General features: G+C 63.7%; 23 protein-coding genes. 9 read left to right on the top strand and 14 right to left on the bottom strand.

The features are described from left to right. The first annotated feature begins 183 nt into the window (after positions 1-183). The 7 genes from ACH9L7_RS13780 to ACH9L7_RS13750 all read left to right on the top strand — a co-directional run bounded on the left by ACH9L7_RS13780 (position 184) and on the right by ACH9L7_RS13750 (position 7,782). The gene (locus ACH9L7_RS13780; RefSeq protein ID WP_396611263.1) at positions 184-1,383 is read left to right on the top strand and encodes a substrate-binding domain-containing protein; all 1,200 of its coding nucleotides are present in this window, start codon (positions 184-186) and stop codon (positions 1,381-1,383) included. A gap of 63 nt (positions 1,384-1,446) precedes the next feature. Beyond that, positions 1,447-2,580: a phosphate ABC transporter permease subunit PstC gene (gene pstC / locus ACH9L7_RS13775; RefSeq protein ID WP_396611262.1), complete on the top strand. Its 1,134-nt coding sequence runs from the start codon at positions 1,447-1,449 to the stop codon at positions 2,578-2,580. Next, the gene (pstA, locus tag ACH9L7_RS13770; RefSeq protein ID WP_396611261.1) at positions 2,580-4,202 is read left to right on the top strand and encodes a phosphate ABC transporter permease PstA; all 1,623 of its coding nucleotides are present in this window, start codon (positions 2,580-2,582) and stop codon (positions 4,200-4,202) included. The genes pstC and pstA overlap by 1 nt, the downstream gene beginning before the upstream one ends. Positions 4,203-4,205: 3 nt before the next feature. After that, entirely contained in the window at positions 4,206-5,165 is a 960-nt protein-coding gene (gene pstB / locus ACH9L7_RS13765) for a phosphate ABC transporter ATP-binding protein PstB (RefSeq protein ID WP_396611260.1), read from the top strand. Between the two features lie 93 nt (positions 5,166-5,258). After that, entirely contained in the window at positions 5,259-6,284 is a 1,026-nt protein-coding gene (locus tag ACH9L7_RS13760; RefSeq protein WP_396611259.1) for a PhoU domain-containing protein, read from the top strand. A 74-nt stretch (positions 6,285-6,358) separates the two neighbouring features. Then, positions 6,359-7,024 carry a TlpA family protein disulfide reductase gene (locus ACH9L7_RS13755; protein WP_396611258.1) on the top strand — a complete coding sequence of 222 codons (666 nt, stop codon included), beginning with the start codon at positions 6,359-6,361 and terminating at the stop codon, positions 7,022-7,024. Beyond that, positions 7,024-7,782 carry a cytochrome C biogenesis protein gene (locus ACH9L7_RS13750; protein ID WP_396611257.1) on the top strand — a complete coding sequence of 253 codons (759 nt, stop codon included), beginning with the start codon at positions 7,024-7,026 and terminating at the stop codon, positions 7,780-7,782. The genes ACH9L7_RS13755 and ACH9L7_RS13750 overlap by 1 nt, the downstream gene beginning before the upstream one ends. Positions 7,783-7,807: 25 nt before the next feature. On the opposite strand, the gene ACH9L7_RS13745 is transcribed toward ACH9L7_RS13750, so the two are convergent. The 4 genes from ACH9L7_RS13745 to ACH9L7_RS13730 are packed head-to-tail and all read right to left on the bottom strand — an operon-like array spanning position 7,808 to position 12,016. After that, entirely contained in the window at positions 7,808-8,647 is an 840-nt protein-coding gene (locus ACH9L7_RS13745; RefSeq protein WP_396613283.1) for an ABC transporter ATP-binding protein, read from the bottom strand. A gap of 59 nt (positions 8,648-8,706) precedes the next feature. Further along, the gene (locus ACH9L7_RS13740; protein ID WP_396611256.1) at positions 8,707-9,813 is read right to left on the bottom strand and encodes a FecCD family ABC transporter permease; all 1,107 of its coding nucleotides are present in this window, start codon (positions 9,811-9,813) and stop codon (positions 8,707-8,709) included. Then, on the bottom strand, positions 9,810-10,823 hold the full coding sequence (locus ACH9L7_RS13735; RefSeq protein ID WP_396611255.1) for an FAD-dependent oxidoreductase: 1,014 nt from the start codon (positions 10,821-10,823) through the stop codon (positions 9,810-9,812). The genes ACH9L7_RS13740 and ACH9L7_RS13735 overlap by 4 nt, the downstream gene beginning before the upstream one ends. Positions 10,824-10,825: 2 nt before the next feature. Further along, on the bottom strand, positions 10,826-12,016 hold the full coding sequence (locus ACH9L7_RS13730) for an ABC transporter substrate-binding protein (protein ID WP_396611254.1): 1,191 nt from the start codon (positions 12,014-12,016) through the stop codon (positions 10,826-10,828). A gap of 326 nt (positions 12,017-12,342) precedes the next feature. Here ACH9L7_RS13730 and ACH9L7_RS13725 point away from each other — a divergent pair, with 326 nt between their 5' ends. Beyond that, positions 12,343-13,068 (top strand): hypothetical protein, encoded by a 726-nt coding sequence (locus tag ACH9L7_RS13725; RefSeq protein ID WP_396613282.1) that lies wholly within the window; start codon positions 12,343-12,345, stop codon positions 13,066-13,068. 93 nt (positions 13,069-13,161) lie between these two features. Beyond that, positions 13,162-13,767, top strand: coding sequence for a GNAT family N-acetyltransferase (locus tag ACH9L7_RS13720; protein ID WP_396611253.1), 606 nt, complete (start codon positions 13,162-13,164; stop codon positions 13,765-13,767). Between the two features lie 16 nt (positions 13,768-13,783). Here ACH9L7_RS13720 and ACH9L7_RS13715 read toward each other — a convergent pair whose 3' ends face one another. The 10 genes from ACH9L7_RS13715 to ACH9L7_RS13670 all read right to left on the bottom strand — a co-directional run bounded on the left by ACH9L7_RS13715 (position 13,784) and on the right by ACH9L7_RS13670 (position 23,905). Next, a complete protein-coding gene (locus ACH9L7_RS13715) occupies positions 13,784-14,140 on the bottom strand; it encodes a hypothetical protein (RefSeq protein WP_396611252.1) in 357 nt (118 codons plus the stop codon). Between the two features lie 107 nt (positions 14,141-14,247). Then, positions 14,248-15,597 carry a branched-chain amino acid ABC transporter permease gene (locus ACH9L7_RS13710; protein ID WP_396611251.1) on the bottom strand — a complete coding sequence of 450 codons (1,350 nt, stop codon included), beginning with the start codon at positions 15,595-15,597 and terminating at the stop codon, positions 14,248-14,250. Further along, positions 15,587-16,612, bottom strand: a complete 1,026-nt coding sequence (locus ACH9L7_RS13705) for a branched-chain amino acid ABC transporter permease (RefSeq protein WP_396611250.1) — start codon at positions 16,610-16,612, stop codon at positions 15,587-15,589. The genes ACH9L7_RS13710 and ACH9L7_RS13705 overlap by 11 nt, the downstream gene beginning before the upstream one ends. Continuing rightward, a complete protein-coding gene (locus tag ACH9L7_RS13700) occupies positions 16,609-17,307 on the bottom strand; it encodes an ABC transporter ATP-binding protein (RefSeq protein WP_396611249.1) in 699 nt (232 codons plus the stop codon). Before ACH9L7_RS13700 ends, ACH9L7_RS13705 begins: the two co-directional genes overlap by 4 nt. Further along, on the bottom strand, positions 17,304-18,068 hold the full coding sequence (locus ACH9L7_RS13695; RefSeq protein ID WP_396613281.1) for an ABC transporter ATP-binding protein: 765 nt from the start codon (positions 18,066-18,068) through the stop codon (positions 17,304-17,306). The genes ACH9L7_RS13700 and ACH9L7_RS13695 overlap by 4 nt, the downstream gene beginning before the upstream one ends. 11 nt (positions 18,069-18,079) lie before the next feature. Next, complete coding sequence (locus ACH9L7_RS13690; protein WP_396611248.1) at positions 18,080-19,504, bottom strand: ABC transporter substrate-binding protein; 1,425 nt, start codon at positions 19,502-19,504, stop codon at positions 18,080-18,082. A gap of 72 nt (positions 19,505-19,576) precedes the next feature. Next, positions 19,577-20,488 (bottom strand): alpha/beta hydrolase, encoded by a 912-nt coding sequence (locus tag ACH9L7_RS13685; protein WP_396611247.1) that lies wholly within the window; start codon positions 20,486-20,488, stop codon positions 19,577-19,579. 112 nt (positions 20,489-20,600) lie between these two features. Continuing rightward, on the bottom strand, positions 20,601-22,238 hold the full coding sequence (locus ACH9L7_RS13680) for a long-chain-fatty-acid--CoA ligase (protein ID WP_396611246.1): 1,638 nt from the start codon (positions 22,236-22,238) through the stop codon (positions 20,601-20,603). Positions 22,239-22,433: 195 nt separating this feature from the next. After that, positions 22,434-23,159, bottom strand: coding sequence for an ABC transporter ATP-binding protein (locus tag ACH9L7_RS13675; RefSeq protein WP_396611245.1), 726 nt, complete (start codon positions 23,157-23,159; stop codon positions 22,434-22,436). Next, positions 23,156-23,905, bottom strand: coding sequence for an ABC transporter ATP-binding protein (locus tag ACH9L7_RS13670; RefSeq protein ID WP_396611244.1), 750 nt, complete (start codon positions 23,903-23,905; stop codon positions 23,156-23,158). The genes ACH9L7_RS13675 and ACH9L7_RS13670 overlap by 4 nt, the downstream gene beginning before the upstream one ends. Position 23,906: the final 1 nt, after the last annotated feature.

Genomic DNA, 23,906 nt, shown 5'->3' with positions numbered 1-23,906 from the left:
TCTACATTCTGTCGGTCAGAAAATATATAGAGAAACATAGTACTCGGCTGTCGTGAGAGGGTAACGTACCACTCTACGGTCGTAATACAGACGTCATACTACTCTTTATTCCTACTGTCAAATACTATTAGACTAAAGTAGTATTATAAACGCATTTTATCATATCCTGGGTCGCTTCAGGTGATGGCGCGCGACTCCAAGCAGCTTTCAGAGACCGTATCACGTCGGAAATTCCTCGTTGCATCTGGTGCCGCAGGCCTCGCTGGTCTGGCTGGATGTTCCGGTTCGACGGGTCAGGAGACCGAGACCGCGACCGAAGCGCCCGAGAACGAAGAAACCGCGACCGAATCACCCAACACAGAAGAAGAGACGGCCAAACCGGGAGACAACGAGCCCGAAATGCTCACCGCCGAGGGTTCCTCGACGGTCTACCCCATCGCAAACAGGGGGAGTTCGTACTGGAACTCCAACGCGCCGCCGAGCGACGGCGAGTACTGGGGGTCCAGCTCCGAAGGAACCGTCCCCGGCTGGGACGAACTCGGCAAGCCGGACATGCGTCTGGCCGACTACTTCGCGAGCCTCTATGGCTTCGAGCCGACCGAAACGCAGGCGAGCCCGCCCTTTGCGACCAGCATCGGTCTGAGCCACTCCGGGACCGGATGTAAGTCCGTCCGCGACGGCCTCGTCGACATCGGCAACTCCTCCGGTCCTATCACGGCCGAACTCGGAATTAGCGAGTCGGAAGCCAAAGAGCAGTACGTCGACCACGTCGTCGGCCGCGACGGCCAGCCCGTCGTCGTCTCGAAGGACATCTACGACGCTGGCGTCACCCAACTGACCGGCGAGCAAATCAAGAAAATCTACCAGGACGAGATTACCAACTGGAAGGAAGTCGGCGGCCCAGACAAGGAAATCTACGTCATCGGCCGCGCGGAGGGCTCCGGGACGGATACCTCGTTCCGCCTCAACATGCTCGGCGACGCCGAGGCAGAGATGCCGGGCGTCGACACCCGGAAGGGACAGAACCAGCAGGTTGCGACGGTCGTCCAGCAGAACGAAGGCGCCATCGCGTACATGGCACTCGCCTTCACCGGCCCGCAGGTCAAGCCCATCGCTATCGACTTCGAGGGCACCGTCTACAAGGCTGACAAGAGCGCCGAAAACACCATCTTCGACAGCGCGTACCCGCTCAACCGTGACCTTCACCAGTACACGACCATCACCGATGGCACGCCCAGCGGGACCGACAAGCGCGAAGCCGCCTTCATCAACATGTTCCTGACGACCTTCGGCCAGAAGCTCTTCGTCGAGGAGAACAACTACATCCCGCTTCCTGACAAGGACATCGAGGCCGAGAAAGCGAAGCTGCCCGAGCAGGCGTAAGCCCGCACCGCGCACGCATCGCAGGCCCGGACTCGTTTCTCACTACTCATTTCCAGTTCAATCATGACCATACTGCCAGACAACGACGGCGGCGACCTTCGAGCCACGGCACGGCGAGAGGTCCAACGGGGCCGCGACTTCGTCGACGAGACCGACCCGGAGGCGCTCGTCACGGTTACGGTGGCCTCGGTGGCGCTTCTCGCCGCGTTCGTAGGCTTTCTCGCCGTCTCGTCGCTCACAGCCATCCCGTTCGCGGTGTTCCTCGTCGCGTCCGGTTACGGCTGGTTCCGACATCAAGAACTGACCGCGCGCGTCCTCACGTTGACGACGACCGTCTCGACGATTCTGATACTGGGGCTCATCCTCGTGTTCATCTTCGTCGAGGCGTGGCCGACCGTCGAGTATGCGACCGTGACAGTGTTCGGACTCCCCGTGCCGGGGCTTCGACTCTTCCTCGACACCCGCTGGAGTCCAGTTTCGCCACCGATTCGGTACTCGATGGTGCCGATGATTCACGGAACCGTCCTCGTCACCATCATCGCAACGGCCGTGGCCGCACCGCTCGGCGTCGCGGCCGCGCTCTTCCTGAGCGAAATCGCACCGCAGCCGGTCCGCGAACTCGTCAAGCCGGGCGTCGAGATTCTCGCCGGAATTCCGTCCATCGTGTACGGGTTCATCGGCTTTACCATCCTCAGCCCGTGGGCGTCCGACCAATTTTCCATCGTCGGACAGGGGACCTACCTCTTCGTCGGCGTCGTCGTCGGGCTGATGGCGCTTCCGACCGTCGTCTCGGTCGCCGAAGACGCCCTCAACAGCGTCCCCGAGTCGATGAAAAGCGGGTCGCTCGCCCTCGGCACGACCGACTGGCAGACGATGACCTCGATTACGCTTCCGGCGGCCTTCTCTGGCGTGTCGGCGGCGGTCCTCTTGGGCGTCGGCCGTGCCATCGGCGAGACGATGGCTGCGACGGTGATGCTCCGCGGCAGTCCGGGCCTCACGAAACCGCTGTACAACGTGTTCTACGGCAACGACACCCTGACCTCGCTCATCGCGGCGAACTACGGTGACGCGGACGGCCTGCAACTGTCGGCGCTGTTCGTCGCGGGCGTCATCCTGTTCATCACGGTGCTGTTCCTCAGCATCGGGTCGCAGTACATCGAGGCACGCATGCGGAAAAAACTCGGAGGTGCCGACTAATGGCGGGCGCAGTCGAATCCTCGCTCGTTAGCGAGGACACCTCCGGCGTCGAGGCCGTCGCCGCGGGAACGGTCGGCGCTGCCGCCCTCCTGTTCGCGCTTTCGCTCGCCGCACTGTTCGAACTCGTCACCATCACCGACCCGCTCGCCGGGGTCCCGATGGTCGTCCTCCTCGGCAGCATGTTGGTGCTTCTCGGCGTCGCCGTCCTCGCCTTCGGTCTCGGGTCTCGACTCGGCTACATCGCCACCGACCCGCGACCGTCTGCGGGACTGGTTGCGGCGATTACGTTCTCCGGTATCTGGTTCGTCGTCGGTGGCCTCGTCGCCTCGCAGACGTTCGGGCTGGGTTCCGTCGGGTGGGCCGGTGCCGCGTTCGCAACTGGCGGTGTCGCGTTCGCCGTCAGTGCCCTCCCGCGGGAAGACATCGGTTCGACGGTTCCGGCGGGCGTTCTCGCAGTGTTCGCGGGAGTCGTCTTCGTCGGCGGCATCATCGACCCCGTGTGGGTGTGGGACCTCGGGTGGGAACAACCCGCGTCCTTCAACGCCGAGTTCTCTATGCCGGTGATTACGGCGTTCTGTTCGCTCCTCGTCGCGTGGGCGGCCGCCAAGGCCTACGGCGGATTCGGTGCTCGCGGCCGACACATCGGCGCGTATCTCCTCGTCTACCTCAACGCACTTTCTATCATCACCGTCTTGTTCCTGCTCGTCGCGTTCACCGTGGTCAAGGGCCTGCCGGGACTGTTCAATGGTCTCTCCTTCGGCCTCGGGGCAGGTCCCGAGACGACGCTCTTCGGGGTCACCTTCGCGTGGCCCGTCTCGTGGCCCTTCGTGATGAACGGTGTCGCGCTCCTCAACGATGTCAACGGCGTCCTTCCGGCGATTGCCGGGACTATCTGGCTCGTCGTCGGCGCGGTACTGTTCGCCGTCCCGCTCGGTGTGGGTGCAGCGGTGTTCATCACCGAGTACGCAGAACACGGTCGGTTCACGCAGGTCGTCGAAATCGCCACGAACGGCCTCTGGAGTACCCCGAGTATCGTCTTCGGCCTGTTCGGCCTCGCCTTCCTCGTTCCGCGTCTCGGAAACGGGAAATCGCTGCTCGCCGGGATGCTCACGCTCGGGTTCATGCTCCTCCCGCTGGTCGTCATCACCAGTCGCGAGGCCATGCTGGCGGTCCCCGACGAGTACCGCGACGCGAGCGCGGCCCTCGGCGTCACCAAGTGGCAGACGATTCGGAGCATCGTCCTGCCCGCGGCCCTCCCCGGTATCGTCACGGGCGTCATCCTCGGCGTCGGTCGCATCGCAGGAGAGACCGCACCGATTCTCTTGACGATGTCCGGAAGCGTCGCGCCGCCGGGCAGTCAGACGGTGGACGTTATCGGCGGCTTCCGGTTCATCTCGTCGCCGCCGTTCGTGGAGAATCCCGAACTCTTGCAGGCGACTTCGGCGCTTCCCTACCAACTGTACTCGCTTATCACCGCGGGCGTCGGGCAGTCGTCCAACATCGCGAACATCGAACAGTTCCGGTGGGCGACGGCGCTCATCCTGCTCGTCGTCGTCTTGAGCTTCTATGCGGTGGGTATTGCGACCCGGTACTACTTCCGGCGGAAACTGCAACACGAGTGACCAATGACTGAAACGACACAATCGGCAGAGACGGACCAGGCGAACAGCACAGCGCAGGCCGCGGACACGACGGCCAGCGGCCCGGCGCGTTCTGACCAGCCACTCGAAGTCACGGCTGGCGAGACGAGAGAAAAGACCCGCGACGAGTGGACCGACTACGAATTCGAGGGCAACGCGAAGTTCGCCGTCGATGACCTCGACGTGTACTACGGCGACGACCACGCGCTGAAGGGCGTCTCGATGGAGATTCCCGAAAACAGCGTCACGGCCCTCATCGGTCCGTCGGGGTGCGGGAAGTCCACGTTCCTCCGGTGTCTCAACCGGATGAACGACCGCATCAAGGCAGCCAGTGTCGATGGAGCGGTCAGACTCGATGGCGAGGAAATCTACCAAGACGGCGTGAATCTCGTCGAACTCAGAAAGCAGGTCGGAATGGTGTTTCAGTCGCCGAACCCGTTCCCAAAGTCCATTCGAGACAATATTTCCTACGGCCCGCGGAAGCACGGCGACCTCGAAACGGGATTCCTCTCGAATCTCCTCGGCCGCAGCGACGAGGACGAAATCGACGACCTGGTCGAGCGGTCGCTCAGACAGGCCGCCCTCTGGGACGAAGTCGAAGACCGCCTCGACGACAACGCACTCGGGTTGTCCGGCGGCCAGCAGCAGCGACTCTGTATCGCCCGCGCGCTGGCGACCGAGCCGGATGTCCTCCTCATGGACGAACCGGCGTCCGCGCTCGACCCGATTGCGACCTCGAAAATCGAGGACCTCGTCCACGACCTCTCGGAATCGTACACGGTGGTCATCGTCACCCACAACATGCAGCAAGCCGCCCGCATCTCCGACCAGACCGCCGTGTTCCTGACGGGCGGCGAACTCGTCGAGTACGGCGCGACCGAACAGGTGTTCGAAGACCCAGAGAGCCAACGCGTCGAAGACTACATCAGCGGCAAGTTCGGGTGAGGGAAGTGGCACAGCACAGACCGACCGACGGTCGGTCACCCGCGACGGTGAGCCACAGGTCCCCCGACACCGGCGCGGACACCCACGAAAACCATGGAGACACGTAAGATACAACAAGTCAGCAACGGGACGTTCACGGTCTCACTGCCCAGAGACTGGGCGGATGCGGCGGGAATCTCCGCCGGGACGGTCGTCGACCTCCACACGCACATCGACGGCCTGCTCGTGATTCAACCGCCCGAGAGCGAACTCGACTCGGTCGCAGCGGTCGAACTGCAGACCGAATGCGACGACACGGCCCACGTCGAACAGACGCTCCGCGCGGCCTACGCCGCCGGGCCGAGCGAAATCGTCCTCACCGCCAGCAGTGAGTTCACCGGGAGCCAAAAACAGGTTGTCCGGCGCGTGGTTCGAAACCTCGTCGGCGTCACCATCGTCGAGGAGTCGGCGTCGCACGTCGTCGTGCGAAACGTCCTCGACTCGACCGAGGTGTCGGTTCGCCAGTCCGTTCGCCAACTGCAGTTCGTGGCGCTGTCGATGCACCGCGAGGCGGCGACGGCGTTGACGAGCGACGCACCCGCCGTGAATGCAACGGAGGAAGACGACCGCGCGGACAGACTCTACGCGATGGTCGAGCGGCACTTCGTTCGGAGCCTCGAACGCCTCGACGAAGTCGACGCGCTCGGCGAGACGCGACGGGAGTTACTTCGACTGCACGAGACCGCACGCGAGTTAGAACGCATCGCCGACCACGCCGAGCGCATCACGAACGTCGCGGCCGCGGTCGACGACCCGCTCGACCGGCCACTCGACGAGGAGATTTCGACTGTCGCCCAGACTGCCCGAGACGCCGTCGAAGCGGCGGTCGACGCGGTCTTCGACGACGGAAGCGTCGAGGACGCACGGACAGTGCTCAAAACTCGAGACGACGTGTTCGAGCGAGTCGACAGACTCGAACGACAACTGTTCGATGCGTCCGACGTGGCGTACCAGTACACCCACGCGCTGTATAGCCTCCGCCGGACGGCCGCCCACGCGGGGAACATCGCAGAGGTGGGATTGCAGACGGCCGTCTGCTGTCGTGACCAGCCAGCACAGTTGCTCGACGACCCCGCGTAGTCTGTCGAGGCGGTTGTGCGTGATAGTCGCCCAAGCGGAGCAGAATTACCCGCTGACGCCCTTCCTACACAGCAATGACAGTTGGTCCGACGCGACGAGGTTCCCGCGAGCAGTCACAAGCGGGAACCCGATGGAATTCCCGCGAGCAACCGCGGGCGGGAAGTCGTCGAGAGAGTGAGCGAAGCGAACGAACCCGACGGCACGTCCTTCAACTCGCAGGCACAGGCGCAGTTGCCACCCTCGCCGGGTGTCTCGGCGGTGGGGCAGGGTCAACAGGTGACTCCGAGTCGAGCGGCGGCGCGACCACCGACGGCGCGTGGCGAACCACCGAACTCACAGACGTACGCACGGGTGAGACGTTCACCATCGAGGGGCTTCTCGACCGCCCCGTCCTCCTCGAAACGTTCGCCGTGTGGTGTTCGAACTGCCTCCGTCAGCAAAAAGAGCTGATTTCGTTCCACGAGGCAGTCGGCGACGACGTGGTGACTGTCGCCCTCGACATCGACCCGAACGAAGACGCACAGAAGGTCCGCGAACACGCCGAGCGCCACGGGTTCGACTGGCGATACGCCGTCTCGCCCGGACCGGTGACGAAGAGCCTCACCGCCGAGTTCGGGTCGTCGATGGCGAACGCACCAACTGTACCGATGCTTCGCGTCTGCCCCGACGGGACAGCAACCCGCCTCAAGAACGGCCACAAGACCACCGAGTTCCTCCGCAAGAAAGTCTCTGAGTGCTGATGGGACTCGCCGCGAAACTCTTGGAACTGTTCCTTATCGGCGTCGGGACACCACTGACCGCGGCGTGCGCGCTTCCGCTCTACCCCGGGTTCCTCGCGTATCTCGCGCGTCAGAGTCGCCTCGGCGACGACGATAGCACTCGCTCGCTGAGAGGCAACGGCCTCCCAATCGCCGTCCTCGGCGGACTCGTGACCCTCGGTGCAGTGGCGTTCATGCTCGCCGTCGGCGTCCTCTTTTCGCTCCTCTTGGAAATCTCTCTCACCGCCGTCGTCGGCGTCGTCTCGCCGGTGGCCTTCGGTATCCTGTTTGTCGTGAGTCTCGCGCTCCTGGCGGACGCGAAGGTGTTCGCTCGCCTACCGACAATCGAACCACCGGAGACCAGACATCCGGCGCTGTCGGCGTTCTCCTACGGCTTCTTCTTCGGAGCCATCATCCTCCCGTGTAATCCGGGGTTCATCGCGCTCTTTTTCGCCCGCGTGCCGGTGTTGTTCGACACGGCCGCCGAGAGCCTGCTCGGCTTCCTCGCGTTCGGTCTCGGCATCGGTGCGCCGCTACTCGCGTTCGCCCTCGTCTCCGAGCGCTACAGTCGGCAGGTGACGCGCTGGTTCGCCCGCCACACCACCGAAATCAATCGGGTGACTGGCGCGGTTATGCTTGTCGTCAGCGTCTACTACCTCCTCGTCGTCTTTGACGTGCTCGGCGTGGCTGGACAGGTCGAGATGGTCTTCGATGTGGTTCTCAGTCCACTTGGAGGATGAATTCGGCTGTGAAAGGGGGCGGCGACTACAGCGACCGATTCGGCAGGATGCTCGGGTCCGGCGTGTACGTCACCGTCGCGTCCACGCGGAAGACGTCCGCGAGGAGTTCCTCGGTGACGACGTCGGTCGGCGGCCCCCAGTCGTAGACCGACCCGTCCTGCATGGCGATGAGATAGTCCGCGAAGCGGGCGGCCTGTGCAATATCGTGGAGCACGACAGCGACGGTGACGCCGCGCTCCTCGTTGAGTTGGCGAACCGTCTCCAGCACGCGCAACTGGTGGTGCAAGTCGAGGTAGGTCGTCGGTTCGTCGAGGAGGAGCACGTCGGTGTCCTGTGCGAGCACCATCGCAATCCACACGAGTTGGCGCTGGCCGCCGCTCAGACTCGACACCTGTCTGTCGCGCAGGTGGTCGACCCCCGCGAGTTCTATCGCGCGGTCGATGGCCGTTCGGTCGTCATCGTCGAGTTGCTCGAAGAACCCGCGGTGCGGGTAGCGGCCGTGGGAGACGAGTTTCTCCACGGTGAGCGACCCGGGCGTCTGGTGTTCCTGCGATAGCAAGCCGAGTTCGCGCGCGAACGTCGCATCGTCGTACTCGGAGAGTTTCCGACCGTCGAGGTAGACGTTCCCCTGGTCGGGCGACAGTTGCTTGGCGAGCGACTTCAGAAGCGTACTCTTTCCGGAGCCGTTGGGGCCGACGAGCGCCGTCACTTCACCGCGCGGAACGTCGATTCGGTCGCATTCGACGACTGCACCGTCGCTCGTCGGATACGACAGCGAAAGCTGGTCGCCGACGAGGGCGCTGTCGGTTTCGCTCCGCGACCCGGAGGCGTCTGACTCGTTCTGTGCGGCGTCGGGTGCGGCCATCGCAACCTCGTCCGTCTGGTCGTCGCGGACCTCGTTCCGCTCAGATTCCATCCCCGACATCATACCGCCCCCAGCTGTTGTTGTTTTCGCATCAGGTAGAGGAAGTACGGCCCACCGACGAGGCCGGTGAGGACCCCCACCGGCAGTTGCGACGGACTCAAGATGAGTCGTGCGCCAACGTCGGCGACAACCATCAGCGCGGGACCCGCGAAGACACAACCGACGACGAGGCGTTTGTAGTCGCTGCCGACGATGTTTCGCACGAGGTGGGGCACGACCAAGCCGACGAAGCCGACGATTCCGGCGACGGCGATGCTCGTCGCGGCCGCGAGGACGGCGACGCCAGCGAGCGCGAATCGAACCCTCTCGATAGACATCCCGAGCGAGCGGGCGGTCTGCTCGCCGAGAAGCAGGACGTTCAACTGCCGCGACCCCGCGAGTGCGAGAAGCACTGCGAGAATCGACCACGGCAGTGCAATTCTGACCTGCTCCCAGTCGGTCCCCGTGAGCGACCCGGTGGTCCACGCGAGGGCAGACTGAACGACTGCGAGGTCGTTTGCGAAGAAGAACAGCCCCGTCTGGAGGCTCTGGAACACGGTCCCGACGACGACGCCCGCGAGGACGAGTCGAACCGGGGACGTGCCGTTCTTCCACGCGATTGCGTAGACGATGACGAACGCGATTGCCCCGCCGAGCGCGGCGAGAAGCGGGAGGAACGCCGACAACCCGGAGAACACGACGAGCGTGAGCAGGATTGCGAGACCCGCCCCGGAGGAGACGCCGAGGATGAACGGACTCGCCAGTTCGTTTCTCGTAATCGCCTGAAAGATGGCACCGGAGATGGCGAGGTTCGCCCCGACGAGTATCGCCACGAAGACGCGCGGGACGCGAATCGTCCACACGACGAGCGTCTGCTTGCTGAGGTCGGGAAGCGCGCCCCCGAGGAGGAGCGACATCCACACTCCGGGGTCGGAGACGACCGCCGGGTCGAAGACGGCCTGCCACGCCTCGGCGAGACTCATCGAGAACGCGCCGAGACTGACCTGCACGAGTCCCGCGACGAAGATGATGACGAGCGACCCGAGACAAAGCGACACGAGCGACCCGTCTATCCAACCGAACGGCCGGGTGGTCGACGCGGATTCGTTTTTGTGAACGTCGCTCACGACGACGTCACCTCGCTGTCTGTCGATTCAAAATATAGGCCATCTGCTGCGTCGATGTATGCCCGGATGTCGTCGTCCGGGATGGCGTCGAGAACGCGGTCAGTTCCGAGGACGCCAGTAAGGCGGCGAATACCGCGTTCTTCGAGCGCTTCGATTTCGTCCTCGCTTCGACACGTCTCGAACGCGCGGTCGATGTACGACTCGCGGAGGTCGGAAAGCGTGTCCTCGGGCACGTCGCAGTCGTCGGGAACTTCCCCGTCGAACCATTCGCGCCAGCGCGAGCGGTCTTCCCACTCGCCTTGGAACTCCGTGTCGGGACGGAGCCAATCGTAATGGTTGGCGAGTAAGCCGGGGTAGCCCTGCTCGCTGCGGTGGTCTTCGAGCAGGCACCGAGCGGCGTGTGCACCCTGTCCGGCGGAGATAACGACCTGTGCGCTTCGCGTACCGGCCGGAGAAGCGACGTACAGTCCGTCGACCGGCGTCCGGCCGTCGTCGTCCGCGTACGACGGGTCGAAGCGCTCGTGTTCCTCGCCGTGGTGGTCGTGTACCTCGAACATCGCCGCGTCGTCGTCAAGGCCGCGGAGATACGACCCGTCGTACCACGCCGCGGCGAGAACGTAGTCGGTAGCGACACGCCTGTCGTCCTGCGTCTCGACGAGGAATCGAGCGCCCGCGTCGTCGTCAGTCGCGGGTTCGCCGTCCGCGTCAACGTCACTACTCACATCCGCTCGCTCGACGGAGGTGACCATATCCGAGACGAGTTCGCCGCCGACCTCGGCGACGTGGGCGTGAAATAGGTCAACGAGCGCGTCGACGCCGACTCCCGCGGGAAAGCCCGGATAGTTCTCGACGTACGCACACCGCTGGAGTGCGGCGTTGCCCCGGTCGAAGACGAGGGTGTCGAGACCGTAGCGGGCGGTGAAAATCGCCGCCGCACACCCTGCGGGGCCGCCGCCGACGACAACAACGTCGGCGGTGTCCGTCGTCTGTTCGCGTTCGCTGTCGGTCATCCTCAGAACTCCCCGGAGACGATGTCCGCGACGCGCTGGGCGTCGTAGAGTTGCTCGTCGGTTCCGTAGAGCGATTCGGCGGTCCGCTGGGTGAGCACGAGATTCGTAATCGGCCCCTGATAGAGACTGCCTGCGCGGTAAACATCGCCGTTCTCGACGGCGGTGAGCGCGCTTGCGGTGTCGTGGTTCCGCAGGAATTCGACGACCGTGGACTCGAACTCTTCGCGGGATTTCGACTCGTAGCCGCGGAGCAAGAGCACCTCGGGGTCGACTTCGAGGAGCGTTTCGAGGTCGATAGCGGCGCGCGTGCCGTGGAAGTCCTTCACGTCGGTGTTGGCGAGCGCGTCCTTCACGCCGAGGTCACGGAGATGCTTGAATCCGGTCCCGCCGCCGATGATGTACGGGTAGTACTCCTCGGGTTCGTCGCCGACACCCCAGAGAACCGCCGCGGAGGGACGGTCGCCTTCGGCCGGAACGACCGACTGGAGGGTGGCTTTGAACTCCTCGTGGAGCGAGACGAACGCCTCGTAGCGGTCGGTGCGCTGGAACACCTGCGCGAGTTTCTCGAAGCCCTCGTAGAGGGTGTAGTAGCGGTAGTCCTCGTGCCACGGGTAGTGCTGGGCGTAGATGCAGTTCCCGAAAACCGGGCCGACTTCAGAGACGATTTCGTCCACGTCGGCCTGCTTCCATCCCTTGAATCGGTTCATCAGGAAGTTCGGGTCCATGACGTGTACGTCGGCGTCGAGTTCGTAGAACAACTCCTTGCTGACGCCGTCTTGATAGAGCGAAACCATGTCGCTCTTGTCGACCGACAGACCCGGAATCGCGTCGTAATACTGCGTGTGGTAGCGACTCGTCAGCCAGACGCCCTTCGGCGGTTCGAGGCCGAGCGCAATTCCCATATCGGCCCAACTGCCGTTGTTCGCGACCCACGTCTCGGGGACGGATTCGAACTCGACCGCACCGACAGGTTCGATAGAGACAGTGTACGAATCGCCGGACGAAGCCGTCGTCTCGTGGGTCTCCGTCTCGGTTGCAGTGGCCGTCTGCGTCGACGACTTCGTCTCCGCATTCGCGTCCGAACTGGTCTGACCCGTACAGCCAGCCAGTAACCCACCGCCCACGATGGCACCCGCACCGTGGATAATCGAACGACGTGTCGGCCCACTCGAATTCGTCTCGTCTCCGTTCATACGTTTTAGGCAAACCTAAGACGATAAACTACTTTCGAAGTTTAGGCACTCCTAAACCTGGTGAGCGGCTGAAAAACCGTGACACTTGGAGTCGATGAAATTCGGGCAAGGGATTCGGTAGGTGGCTACGTCGAAGTGGCCCGCAGTATAGGTGGGTGGCTACGTCGAAGTGGCCCACAGTATATTGCGTTCGCGTCGAAACGTAGTCGTACCCGATGAAATCGCATCCACCGCTCCCACGACTCGCCGACGCACCCGAGGAGTTGCTCGCGAGTGGTCACCTATGGCTCCGGGAGGACGTTACCGGCCACCGGATACGGTTTCAGATGACCGCTGCTGGACTCCTCGTCTTCGGGGACCGAGAGCGCCGCTTCGACGATATCCCGCCCGTCACCAAATACGCCGTCCGGCACGTCCGAGACCGATTCGACCGCGACGCCTTCTACGACGCCGTCTCCGACCCCACCGACTTCGTCTTCTTCGGCGTCGCACCGTGTAATCTCGGTCTCGACTACGATTGGGCGCGCCTCCCGCCGTTTCTCGGACACGCCGTGTGGACAGACGAACAGGAACGCCTCCTTCCGGTCGACGCCGCCGAACAGGCGTTCGAACGACTCGGTCTCGACCCAGTGAACACCGTCGAAAAGGAAGTGAACGTCCGAGACTTCCACCCGAGTCGCTACGAGATTCCGGACTCGATGTGGGGCGACGGTCCCGCAGCAGGCATCATCGTCGAAAACAGACGTGGCGGGCGTGCACTCCTTCGAAACCCGGTGCTCGACGACCGGGCCAGTCCGGAACCGATTCGGGACGACGCTGCATCGGTTGCCGACAGACTCGTAACCGACGACCGACTCGAACGAGCGGTCGACGCCGTTGAGTCGGCCGAGAACCCGGTCACGACGGAAGCGGTTCACGCACGAGTGTTCGAAATGGTCGCCCGCGAGGAGTACGTCCGACTCGACAAGGGAGGCGTGGACTGGGATGCCCTCCGGTCGGCCGTCGGGTCAGTCGTCGGCGCAGCACTCGGCCGAGAGGGTGCAGACGGATAGGCTATCGAGGCGACTGAGTTCCGTGAGACACTGATATAGCCCCGTTATATTGTGGTAACATACCGTCGGTCGTGCGTCACGTACACTCATGGGATGGACGCGACGGCCGAAGGCGGTGGGGACGCCAGCCTGTGGGACCCGAGCCAGTGCACCGGAACGCCGTACTGTCCGCCCCGGTGCCCGCGGTTCGTCGACAAACAGGGGGTTGGACTCGTCGTCCGCACGTACACCGAAGACGATTGGGAGCGACTGCACGAGATGTATCGGACCTACGGGACCGAGCACCAGTCGTTGGGGTTGCCGCCAATTGGGGGGGCACAGCTAACCGAGTGGTTGACCACGCTCACTGAACGCGGGCGGAACTACGTCGCCGTCGATGGCGACGAAGTCATCGGGCACATCACGTACGCACCGTACGACGACCCGGAACCGGAGCTAGCCGTCTTCGTCCATCCGGACAGTCACGAACGGGGAATCGGAACCGAACTCTGTCGGCACGCAATCGTCGACGCAGCGTCGAACGGGCACGAGGCGCTCGTCCTCCACGTCGCACCCGAGAACAAACGGGCCATTCACGTCTATCTCGGACTCGGGTTCGAGGTGGTTCCGTGTGCCAGTTCGGAGACGAAGATGCGACTTTCGTTCGACACCGCAGCCCTTCCGACGAGGGGACCACCCGCGGTGTCGGCCGAAGACTGAGTGAGCGACGCGCTCGTTACTCGGCGTTGAGGATGGTCGCCTCGCCGGCGTGTTCGAGCGTGACTTCGTGCGTCGTGTGTCGGGCGTGCGTCCGCGCCCATCGGCGGGCAGCGCCTTCGGAGAGGAACTGCTCGCCGTCTGGGCACTGTCGGCAGGTGGCGACCCACGGGGTCACGTCGTCGGGGAAGTGACCGGTGTGGCGGCGGTGGTCGAGGGCGAACTGCTCGACCGACTGGTTTCCGAGTTTCAACTCGTCTAACTCGTAGTCGAGATTCCACTCACGGTTACAGCGCGAACACGAAACAGTGGGCACGTCGTCGACGTTCTCACTCGGTGGCATGTTCTCGAACTCGTCGTCGCTCGGAGGAGACACAGTCGGGTTTCGGTGCCGAGCCTTTTGTACCTACAGCTTTCAGCGGGAGCACCGCTGTCAGTTGCCGTTCGGGGTTTGCGGCCGAAAAGAGACGCGGGAAAGACGCGTTACCGGCCCCACAGACGACGAAGCGTCGGCGGGAGTTCGGTCGTGTATCGCCCCCACAGGCGGCGAACCGCGGCGGGGAGCGCAGTCACGACCGGACCGCCGAGTCGGTCGCGAACCGAGCCGACGAGTCCGTTCGGGACGTAGAAGACGAAGACCACGAACAGAACGCCGAGATAGAGGCTCTCGTGACCGTTGATGAACACCTCGACGAACTCGCCGACCGTGAAGCCGTTGTAGAGTTCGGTCGCGAGCGTGGACTCACCGAGCGTTCGGCGGAGGTAGGGCAACAGTCCTAACTGCCCGGCATCGACGTGTGGGCCGCCGGCTTGGTCCGAGAGGAACTCGCTGAACGACTCGTGGAACAACCGGCCGACGAGTGGCCCGACGAGCGTTCCGAACCCACCGAGGATAGCCGCGAGGAGCGCGTCACCGCTCACGAGGAAGAAGAACGTATTCTCCGGCGTGACAGACCGCGCGTAGCCCGCGAAGAGACCACCCGCGACGGCGGCGAAGAAGGCGCTCACCGTGAACGCGCCGAGTTTGTACCGGAACGTGTCGTAGCCGATGGCTCGCGCTCGTTCTTCGTTTTCGCGGATAGCGACCATCGTGCGTCCGAACGGCGAGCGCAGTGCACGGCGCATGGCGAGATAGCACGCGAGAACGACGACCCCGACCATGTAGTACGACACCTCGGCCGCGGAGAGGTGAATCCACCCGACAGAGAGGGTCTCGCCGACGAAATCGGCACTGGCGATTTGCAGGTTCAGCGCGTCGATGCCGGGGACGCCGACTTCGAAGCCCGACGGGTGTTCGAGGACGCTCATCCCGTCGCGCGGATTGCTGGAGAGGAAGTCCCAGTTGCGGATGAACACGTACAGCACCTGCGCGAACCCGAGGGTGATCATCGCAAAGTAGACCCCGCTGAGTCGGAACGAGACCGCACCGATGAGGACGGCAAGCACCATCGCCAAGACGGCTCCGAGAAGGAGCGACAGCATAAACGGCGTCGACGACGCCAGAAACGGAATCTTCCCGTTAGCGACGAGGATGACGGTGTACGCGCCGGTCCCGAAGAAAGCCGCATGCCCGAACGAGAGATAGCCGGTGTAGCCGCTGATGAAGTCGAAGCTCATCGCAAAGAGCCCGAAGTAGAACACCGAGACCATCGTCTCGACGCGCGGGAGAACCAACGCGAGTTCCGTCCCGACAGGCGAACTCACGAGAAGGTGATGAAGCCCCGGATAGGTGCCGAGAAGCACCACGACCACGACGAAGACGGCGCGGTTCCGGAGGTAGCGCCGGAGCGCCGAAACGCCGGGCACCGTGTCGAGAGCGGGGCTAATGGCCACCCACCTCCGCGACGCCGAAGAGTCCCTGCGGGCGGACGACGAGCATCACCACGAGGATGAGGAAGATGGTCATCTCGGGAAGTCCCGGGAAGTCGACGACGTTCTGGAACCACCACGTCATCGTCGCGTCCACGAGACCGACGATAACCGCGGCGGCGACGGTACCGCGGAAGGTCCCGAGTCCGCCGACGATGACGACGACGAACGCTGGAAGCAGCGTCTCCGCTGCGAGCGGGACGCTGGCACCCCACGTCACGTCCCACGCGAGAAGCACGCCAGCGACGGCCGCGATGCCAACGCCGAGACCGAAGACGACGGTGAACGCCCGGCGGACGTTGATGCCGAGCGCTTCTGTCATCTCGCTGTCCTCGCTTCCTGCGCGGATGTAAAGCCCGTATCGCGTCCGGGTCAAGAACGCCCAGACCGCGGCGACCGTGAGCACGCCGAAGGCGATTTCGAACAGGTCGAGACCGACGACAGACAGCCCAAATGCCGAATACGTGGCGGTCAGGAAGGCCGGTTTCGTCGCCATCGCGGCCTGCCACTCGTGGGTCGGTTGGATGCCGTAGAAGTGGACGAGAATCTCGACCAGTTCGTCGAGGACGAGCGTCAAGCCGAACGTGAGCAGAATCTGGTACAGCGGATTCCGGTCGTACAGCGGGCGAACGAGTTTCATCTCGATTCCCGCACCGGCAACCGCGAGCAACGCGAAGACGACGGCAACGGCGGCGAAGAACGCTCCCAGACGAGCGACCCCGCCGGTCGAATCGCTCACGAGGAAGACGAGTACGAGACCACCGGCGTACGCGCCAATCATCGTCAGCGACCCGTGGGCGAAGTTGAGGACGCCCATTAATCCGAAGATGAGCGTCAACCCCGCCGTAATCATCACGTACAGGGCGGCTTTCGAGAGACCGTCGACGAACACCGACGCCAGCGTTCCGGGGTCGAGGAAGTCCAAGAGCGCATCGACGAAAAGCGGCGTCGTCGCAGTCACGGCGAGTTCACCAATCATGCCGACAGATGCCTCCGTATCTGTTCGTCCTCGCGCGACACGTCGGCGGTCGACCCGTGTTCGACCACCTGCCCGTTGTCGAGCAGGTAGAATCGGTCCGCGAGGTCCATCGCCAGTGGGAAGTTCTGTTCGACCAGGAGAAGCGACGTGTCGGAGGACACCCGTCGAAGCGACTCGGCGACCGTTTCGACGATAAGGGGCGCGAGACCCTCACTCGGTTCGTCGACGAGAAGCAGGTCGTTGTCGCCGACGAGTCCCCGCGCGATGGCGACCATCTGCTGTTGGCCCCCGCTGAGTGCGCCCGCGTTCTTGTCTCGGAACTGTTCGAGGTCGGGAAACACCTCGAAGGCGTGGGCGAGTTTGTCGCCGACGCGGTCTGTGTCCGTCACCGCGACGCGGATGTTCTCTTCGACGCTCAGTTCGCTGAACATGCGCCGCTCCTCGGGAATCCACCCGAGGCCGCGGCGCGCGACGTCGTGGGTTCCGAGTCCCGTCACGTCCTCGCCGCGAACTCGAACCGACCCGCGGCGAGGGGCGGTCAACTGGAGAATCGTCCGTAGCGTCGTCGTCTTTCCGACGCCGTTGCGGCCGATGAGGGCGACCGTCTCGCCGTCTTCGACCGTGAGCGAGACGCCTTCAAGGATGTGGCTCTGGCCGTAGTAGGTGTGTACGTCGTCGACTTCGAGGAGGGTCATGCGGCCTCACCTCGCTCGTAGCCGCCGAGGTACGCCTCCTGTACGGTCTCGTCGTCGCGGACTTCCTCGGGCGGGCCGTCGGCGATGACGCCACCCTGGTTGAGGACGACGATGCGGTCGGAGACGTTCATCACGATGTCCATGTTGTGTTCGACGAGGAGGACCGAGTGGTCCCGCGACACGTCCTCGATGAGGTCGACGACGAGGTCGATACTGGCCGACGAGACGCCCGCGTTCGGTTCGTCGAGGAGGAGGACGTCCGGGTCGCCAGCGAGCGCGATGGCGATTTCGAGTTGGCGCTTCTCCCCGTGGCTGAGATTCTGTGCCGTCTCGGACGCGACGCCGGACAGGCCGACACGGTCGAGGATGGCGTCCGCCTCGTCGTAGTATCGGTCGAACACATCGACAGAGCGCCACAGTTTGTGGGAGTCGTTTCCGTGGGCCTGCGCGGCGATGCGAACGTTCTCGCGCACCGTGCTCGTCGGGAAGACGTTCGTAATCTGGTACGAACGGTGGATTCCCATCGTCGCCGTCTCGTGCGGCGGGCGGCCGGTCAGGTCGACCCACTCGCCGTCGGTGTTGAGTTCGACGCGGCCGCGAGTCGGGGCGAGCGTCCCGGTGAGCAGGTTGAAGAACGTCGTCTTCCCCGCGCCGTTCGGGCCGATGAGCGAGCAGAGTTCGCCGTCGCCGAGCGTGAAATCGACCTCGTCGACCGCGACGAGGCCGCCAAATTCGCGCGTAAGTCCGTGAGTTCGAAGAATCATCGGCAGAGTTACAGCCCGCATCCCATGTCGTCCGAGTCGGCCGGAACCGTGGCCTCGTCGGCGGCGATTCGAGCGACCGGTTCACTCGGCATGATGGCCGCACCCCACTGGTCGGCCCACTCGTCCGTCGTCGGCACCGGGTCCGCGATGGTCATCTCGGAGCGGGCCTGGTTGTTGTATTGCTGGAAGGTGTAGCCGTCTGTCCCCTTCGGCGTCTCGGCGACAGTCATCCCGCGGAGGGCGGCCGCGATGTCGGCCCCGTCCGTGGACCCGCTTTCTTCGACCGCTTGCACGATGGCCGACGCGGCGGTGAACTGCCCCGCCGACAGCAGGTCGGGGACCTTCCCGTACGTCGAGGTGTGCATGTCGACGTAGGCGCTGTTGATGTCGTTGTCGTACTGGTTCCAGTGGTACCGCGTCGTGAACGGACCGAACTGCTGTTGGGCGATTTTCTCTTTCGTTAGCGGTTTTCCGAGCGCCTTCTGGAGCGTCTGTCCGATGACGGTGTTCGTAATCTCGGTTGCGAACCCACCGAACAGTCGCATGTCGTACTCGCCGTTGACGAACGTCGTAATCAGCGCGGGGAGCGTCTGCGCGGTGAACCCGCCGACGACGCCCTCCGCGCCCGCCTCGGCGGCGTTGTCGAGGAGGCCCTCGAACTCCGAGTAGCCCTGCGGGACGAACTTCTCGCCGACGACTTCGATGCCCTCGGCTTCGAGCACCGACCGATAGTTCGAGACCACGGCGTGGCCGAACGAGTAGTCCGCGCCGAGGAGATACACCGAGTTCACGTCGGTCTCGGTGGCGACGTACTTTCCGCCGCTTCGGGCGTCCATCGCGGTGTTCTCGTTCACCCGAAAGACCGACTCGGCGCACGTCTCGCTCGACGCCGTGATGCTGGCCGAGGCCGCAGGACCGACCATCATGGGTGTTCCGCTCGGCTTTGCGACGTTCTTGACGACGCGGTCGGCCGCGGCCGACGAGGTTGCCCCAAACAGGAGGTCGACGGATTCGTTCTGTACGAGGTCGGTCGCCACGCTCTGTGCCTTGTCGGCGCTCAGTTCCGTGTCCCGGATGACGAGTTCGTAGTCGACATCACCAACCGTCACCGTCTTCGTCCCCGTTTCCGCGGTTGCGATGGGGCCTACCCCCGCTTTGTACGCGAACCCGGAGAACATCCCCCAGAGGCTCTGTTGGCCGTAGTACGTCAGCGGGCCGGAAAGCGGCTGTAACACACCGATTGTCACCGAGCGACTGCCACTGCCACCACCTCCACCGGACTGCGTCGTCTCGTCGCCCGTGTCGGCCGACTTCTCCGTCTGCGCTGTCGTCGTGTCGCCGTCTCCTGAACCGCTAGTACAGCCCGCGAGTCCGGTGAGGCCGCCGACGGGGACCGTTCGAAGCAGTTGTCTACGCGAGATATTCCCAACCATGTGTCAAAAGAGGCGAGACACGTCAATACAACGATGGGTTGACATACAAACCCCGGAGCGGGCGAGGCAGTCTCAGGAGCGCTGCTGGAAGTCGTAGACCGCGTCGTAGAGCGTCTGGCGGTGTGGACCGTGCATCACGAAGTGCGTCCCGCCGCCAATCTCGACGTACTGTTTCTCGTCGGCCCCGAGGTCGTCGTAGAGCGTGAGAGCGTCGGCCCGTTGGGCGACGGGGTCGGCACTTCCGCGGACGACGAGGGTCGGCGCGTCGATTTCACTGGCGTCGTAGACCGGATTTCCTTCACAGCCGTCCCGAACGTCGGCGAGGGCACCAGTCTGTGCGATGTAGGCGTCTTCGCCCTCGACGCCCTGATTCGAGTTCACCTGCGTCTGCCAGATGGCTTCGAAAAGCGGCGTCGGTTCGTCCATCCCCTGTCTGGCCATCACAGTCTGTTTTTCTTCTTTGTAGTACGCGTCGAGGCCGGGTTCGAGTCCGAGTCCGGCAAGTCCCTCTTCGAAGCCGTACGGGGGTTGATACACGGGAGCGCACATGACGAGCGATTCGAGAACTGGCGAACGCTCCGAGACGAACGTCCCCCCGGTCATCGTCCCCCACGAGATGCCGACGAGGTGAATCGCGTCGAACCGGTCGCCGACGAACTCGAAGGCGGACTCGATGTCCATCACCGCGTCGCTGGCACGGACCGGCGGACTGTGTTCCTCCGGCGGAACCTGCATCTCCGGCGGGCGGTCGCTCTCGCCGTATCCTCGAACGTCGAGCGCGAAGACGGCTTGTCCGTGTTCGGCCGCGCGGTTCAACCACGAGTACGAATCGTCGTCCGGGACGGGCGGGTCGAGAAGCGCCTTCGACGAGGTCATCCCGCCGTGGAGGAACAAGACGGCCTCCTCGGCCCCGTTCGGCGTTCGTTCCCAGACGCGGAGTCGAGTTCCGTCGCGGGCGCGTACGTCATGTGCTACCAATCTCATATGTAACACATCTATCGTATCGCCGAAGAAAAGTCGGGTTCACATGTGAACTGCCCGGTAGCGAGCGGGTCGAGAGACAAACAGTTCCTCGTCTTACGGAACTCGTCGGAGGCTATCCCTCGCCGACCATCCGGTCTTCGGTGTCCCACTCGGACTGGCGGAGTTCGTACTTCTGGACCTTCCCGGTCGCCGTCGTGGGGAGGTTTTCGACGAACTCGACTTCCTTTACGACCTTGTAGCCCGCGAGCGACTCGCGCATGAACGACTCCAGTTCGTCCGCCGCGACACCGGGGTCCTGTGAATCACCGTTCGTCGGGAGGACGTACGCCTTCGGCGACTCGCCCCACTTCTCGCTCGGCATGGGAACGACCGCGACTTCCGAGACGGCGGGATGGTCGTGCAGCACGTCTTCGAGTTCGAGGCTGGAGATGTTCTCGCCGCCGGAGATGATGATGTCCTTTTTGCGGTCCTGAATCGTGAGGAAGCCCTGTTCGTCCACGGTCGCAAGGTCGCCGGTATGGAACCATCCCTCGATGCGGTCGGAAAACGCCCGTTCGGTCTCTTCGGGCTTATTCCAGTACTCTTCGAGAATCTGGTTGCCGCGGACGACGACTTCGCCGACGGTCTGGCCGTCGTGGGGAACCTCCTCGCCGTCTTCGTCGACGACCGTGATTTCGGTCCCCATGAATCCGATTCCGGTCTTCTTTTTCACCGCGAATCTCGAATCGGCGTCTTCGTCGTAGAAGCGCCGAAAGTCCGACGAGACGATGAGCGGCCCCGTCTCGGTGAGACCGTACATCTGCTTGAAGTGCCAACCAAAGTCGTCTTCGAGGGTTCGCATTGTCGCCTCCGGCGGGGCCGCGCCACCCGAGGCGATACGAAGCGGGTTGTCGCCGAGCGTCTGGGGGTCGTGGTCCCGGTAGTGCTCGATGAGCATGTTCATCACCGTCGGCGCGGCGCACATGTAGGAGACGTCCTCCGCGACGATTGTCTCGAAGATATCCGCCACGTCGATACCGCGAGTGCAGACGTGAGTCGCCCCCATCCCGGTAATAGAGAAGATGTGGCCCCACCCATTGGCGTGGAACATCGGCAGCGTCCAGAGATACACGTCGTCGTCCGAAACCTCCTGGTGGGCGACCGAGAGATAGGTGTGAATCACCTCCGCGCGGTGGGTCATCACGACCCCTTTTGGGTCCCCTGTCGTCCCCGACGTGTAGTTGATGGCGGCCACGTCGTCTTCGGTCATCTCGGGGCGCTCGTACGCGTCGGGGTCCGTCTCGGCGATGACCTCGTCGAAGTCCTCCCAGACGCCCGCTTCGACTTCGGGGTCGTTCTCGACGGCATCGCGGTCGTTGGTGATGAACACCTCCGTCGGAATCTCGTCGCGAATCGCCTCGATGTTCTCGGCGTACTCGTAGTCGGCGACGACGGCCTTCGCGCCGCAGTCGTTGACGATGTAGTCGAGTTCACCTGGCGTGAGCCGATAGTTCAGCGGCGTGTGTATCGCCCCGATTTGTAGCGACGCGTAGGCGGTTTCGAGATGGTAGTGCGTGTTCGGGTCGATGACGGCGACTCGGTCTCCTTGCTCGACGCCGCGGGCTTGCAGCGCCGCGGAGAGACGGTCGACGCGCTCGCCGAGTTCGTCGTAGGTGAGGCGGTCCCCCGTGGTCGTCACGACGGCGTCCAGTTCCCCGTAGTACGTCCTGGCTCTGTCGAGGAACTCCGTCGCGAGTAGCTCGCTGTGCATAGGTCTAACATGGCCAGAGTAGTGGGAAAGTTGTCAGGTTCACATGTGAACGAAGGCAGGTGACTTCGCCGTCAATCGCCAGTTTCGACTAAACGTTGTCACTGTCTTCTGATACATTCACCCGGGAGCGTCTGAAAAAGAAGGTATTGACCGAATCGAGCTAAATCGGGAGACTACATCCCGATTCTCGGAAGGTTACATCCCGCTTCCCTGCATCAGTTTCTGAATCTCCGGTTCCTCGGCGAGTTCCTCGGGGTCGCCGCTGGCGACGATTTCCCCGCGCTCGATGACGTAGATTCGGTCGACGATGTCCGGAACGTGCGTCACGTTCGACTCGGCGACCAGCACCGCGATGCCGCGGTCGTTGATGGCGCGGATGTGGCGCTTGAGGTTCGACACGACGACGGGAGCAAGCCCCTCCAATGGTTCGTCGAGGAGGAGCAAGTCGGGTTGGAGCGACAGCGCCCGCCCGACGGCGGTCATCTTCGCTTGCCCGCCGCTGAGGTTCTCGACGTTCGCTTCGCGGCGCTCTTCGAGTTCCGGGAACACGTCGTACACATCGGCGACGACAGCGTCTTCGTCGTCGATGCCGCGTTCGTCGCCGAGCGTCCAAATCGGGAGGCGGAGGTTCTCGTCGACGGTCATCCCCGTGAACAGTTTGCGGTCTTCGGGTTGGTAGCCGAGTCCGTGACTGGGGATGCGGTCGGCAGGCAGGTCGGTCAACTCCTCGTCGCGGAATCGAATCGACCCCGCCGTCACGTCTGTGAGCCCCATGATGCTCCGGAACGTCGTCGTCTTGCCAGCGCCGTTGCGGCCGACCAGAGCGACCGCCTCGCCCTCGCCGACCGAGAGCGAAACGTCGTGGGTGATGTCGAATCCGGCGACGGAGGCATCGACGCCGCGCAGTTCGAGGAGGCTCATTGTTCTACCCCCAACAGAAGGCGGCGGAGTTCGTCGTCCGTTTCGAGAATAGACGGCGGCCCTTCGCCGTGGACACCACCCTGATGCAGTGCGACGACGCGGTCGGCGTACTCCGAAACGATGTCCATGTCGTGTTCGATGGTGACCGTCGTGACACCCTCCTCACGGCTCACTTCCGCGATAGTGTCGATGACGTACGCCTTTTCCTGCGTCGAGACGCCCGCCGTGGGTTCGTCGAGGAGGAGATAGTCCGGGTCGAGTCCGAACGACATCGCCACGTCGAGGAGTTTGCGCGTCCCGTGGGCGAGTTCCTCGGCCACCGTGTCGGCGTGTTCGACGAGTCCGAACTTGTCGAGGAGTTCGTCGACCGTCGATTCGACCTCGTCGTGCCCATCTCTGAGGCTAAATAGGCTTCTCGTGAGTTGGTGCTCCGAGAGGACGGCGGTTCGGACGTTCTCTCGGACCGTCATCTCCTCGAAGAGCTTCACGACCTGGAAACTCCGGACCAACCCGGCGTGGACACGTTCGTCGGGCGAGAGAGTCGTCACGTCCTCGTCGTCGAGGAAGACGCGGCCGCTATCGGGAGCGAGGTGCCCCGTCAACAGGTTCACGAGCGTCGTCTTGCCAGCGCCGTTGGGGCCGACGATAAACACCATCTCGCCGGTCTCTCTGCCGAATTCGACCGTCACGTTGTCAGTCGCGCGGACGCTTCCGAACGACTTCCGAAGGGAGTCTGCGCGAAGCATC

Source organism: Haloferax sp. S1W (assembly GCF_044593955.1).
Lineage (GTDB): Archaea > Halobacteriota > Halobacteria > Halobacteriales > Haloferacaceae > Haloferax.
This window is presented reverse-complemented; position numbering and strand designations above follow the sequence as displayed.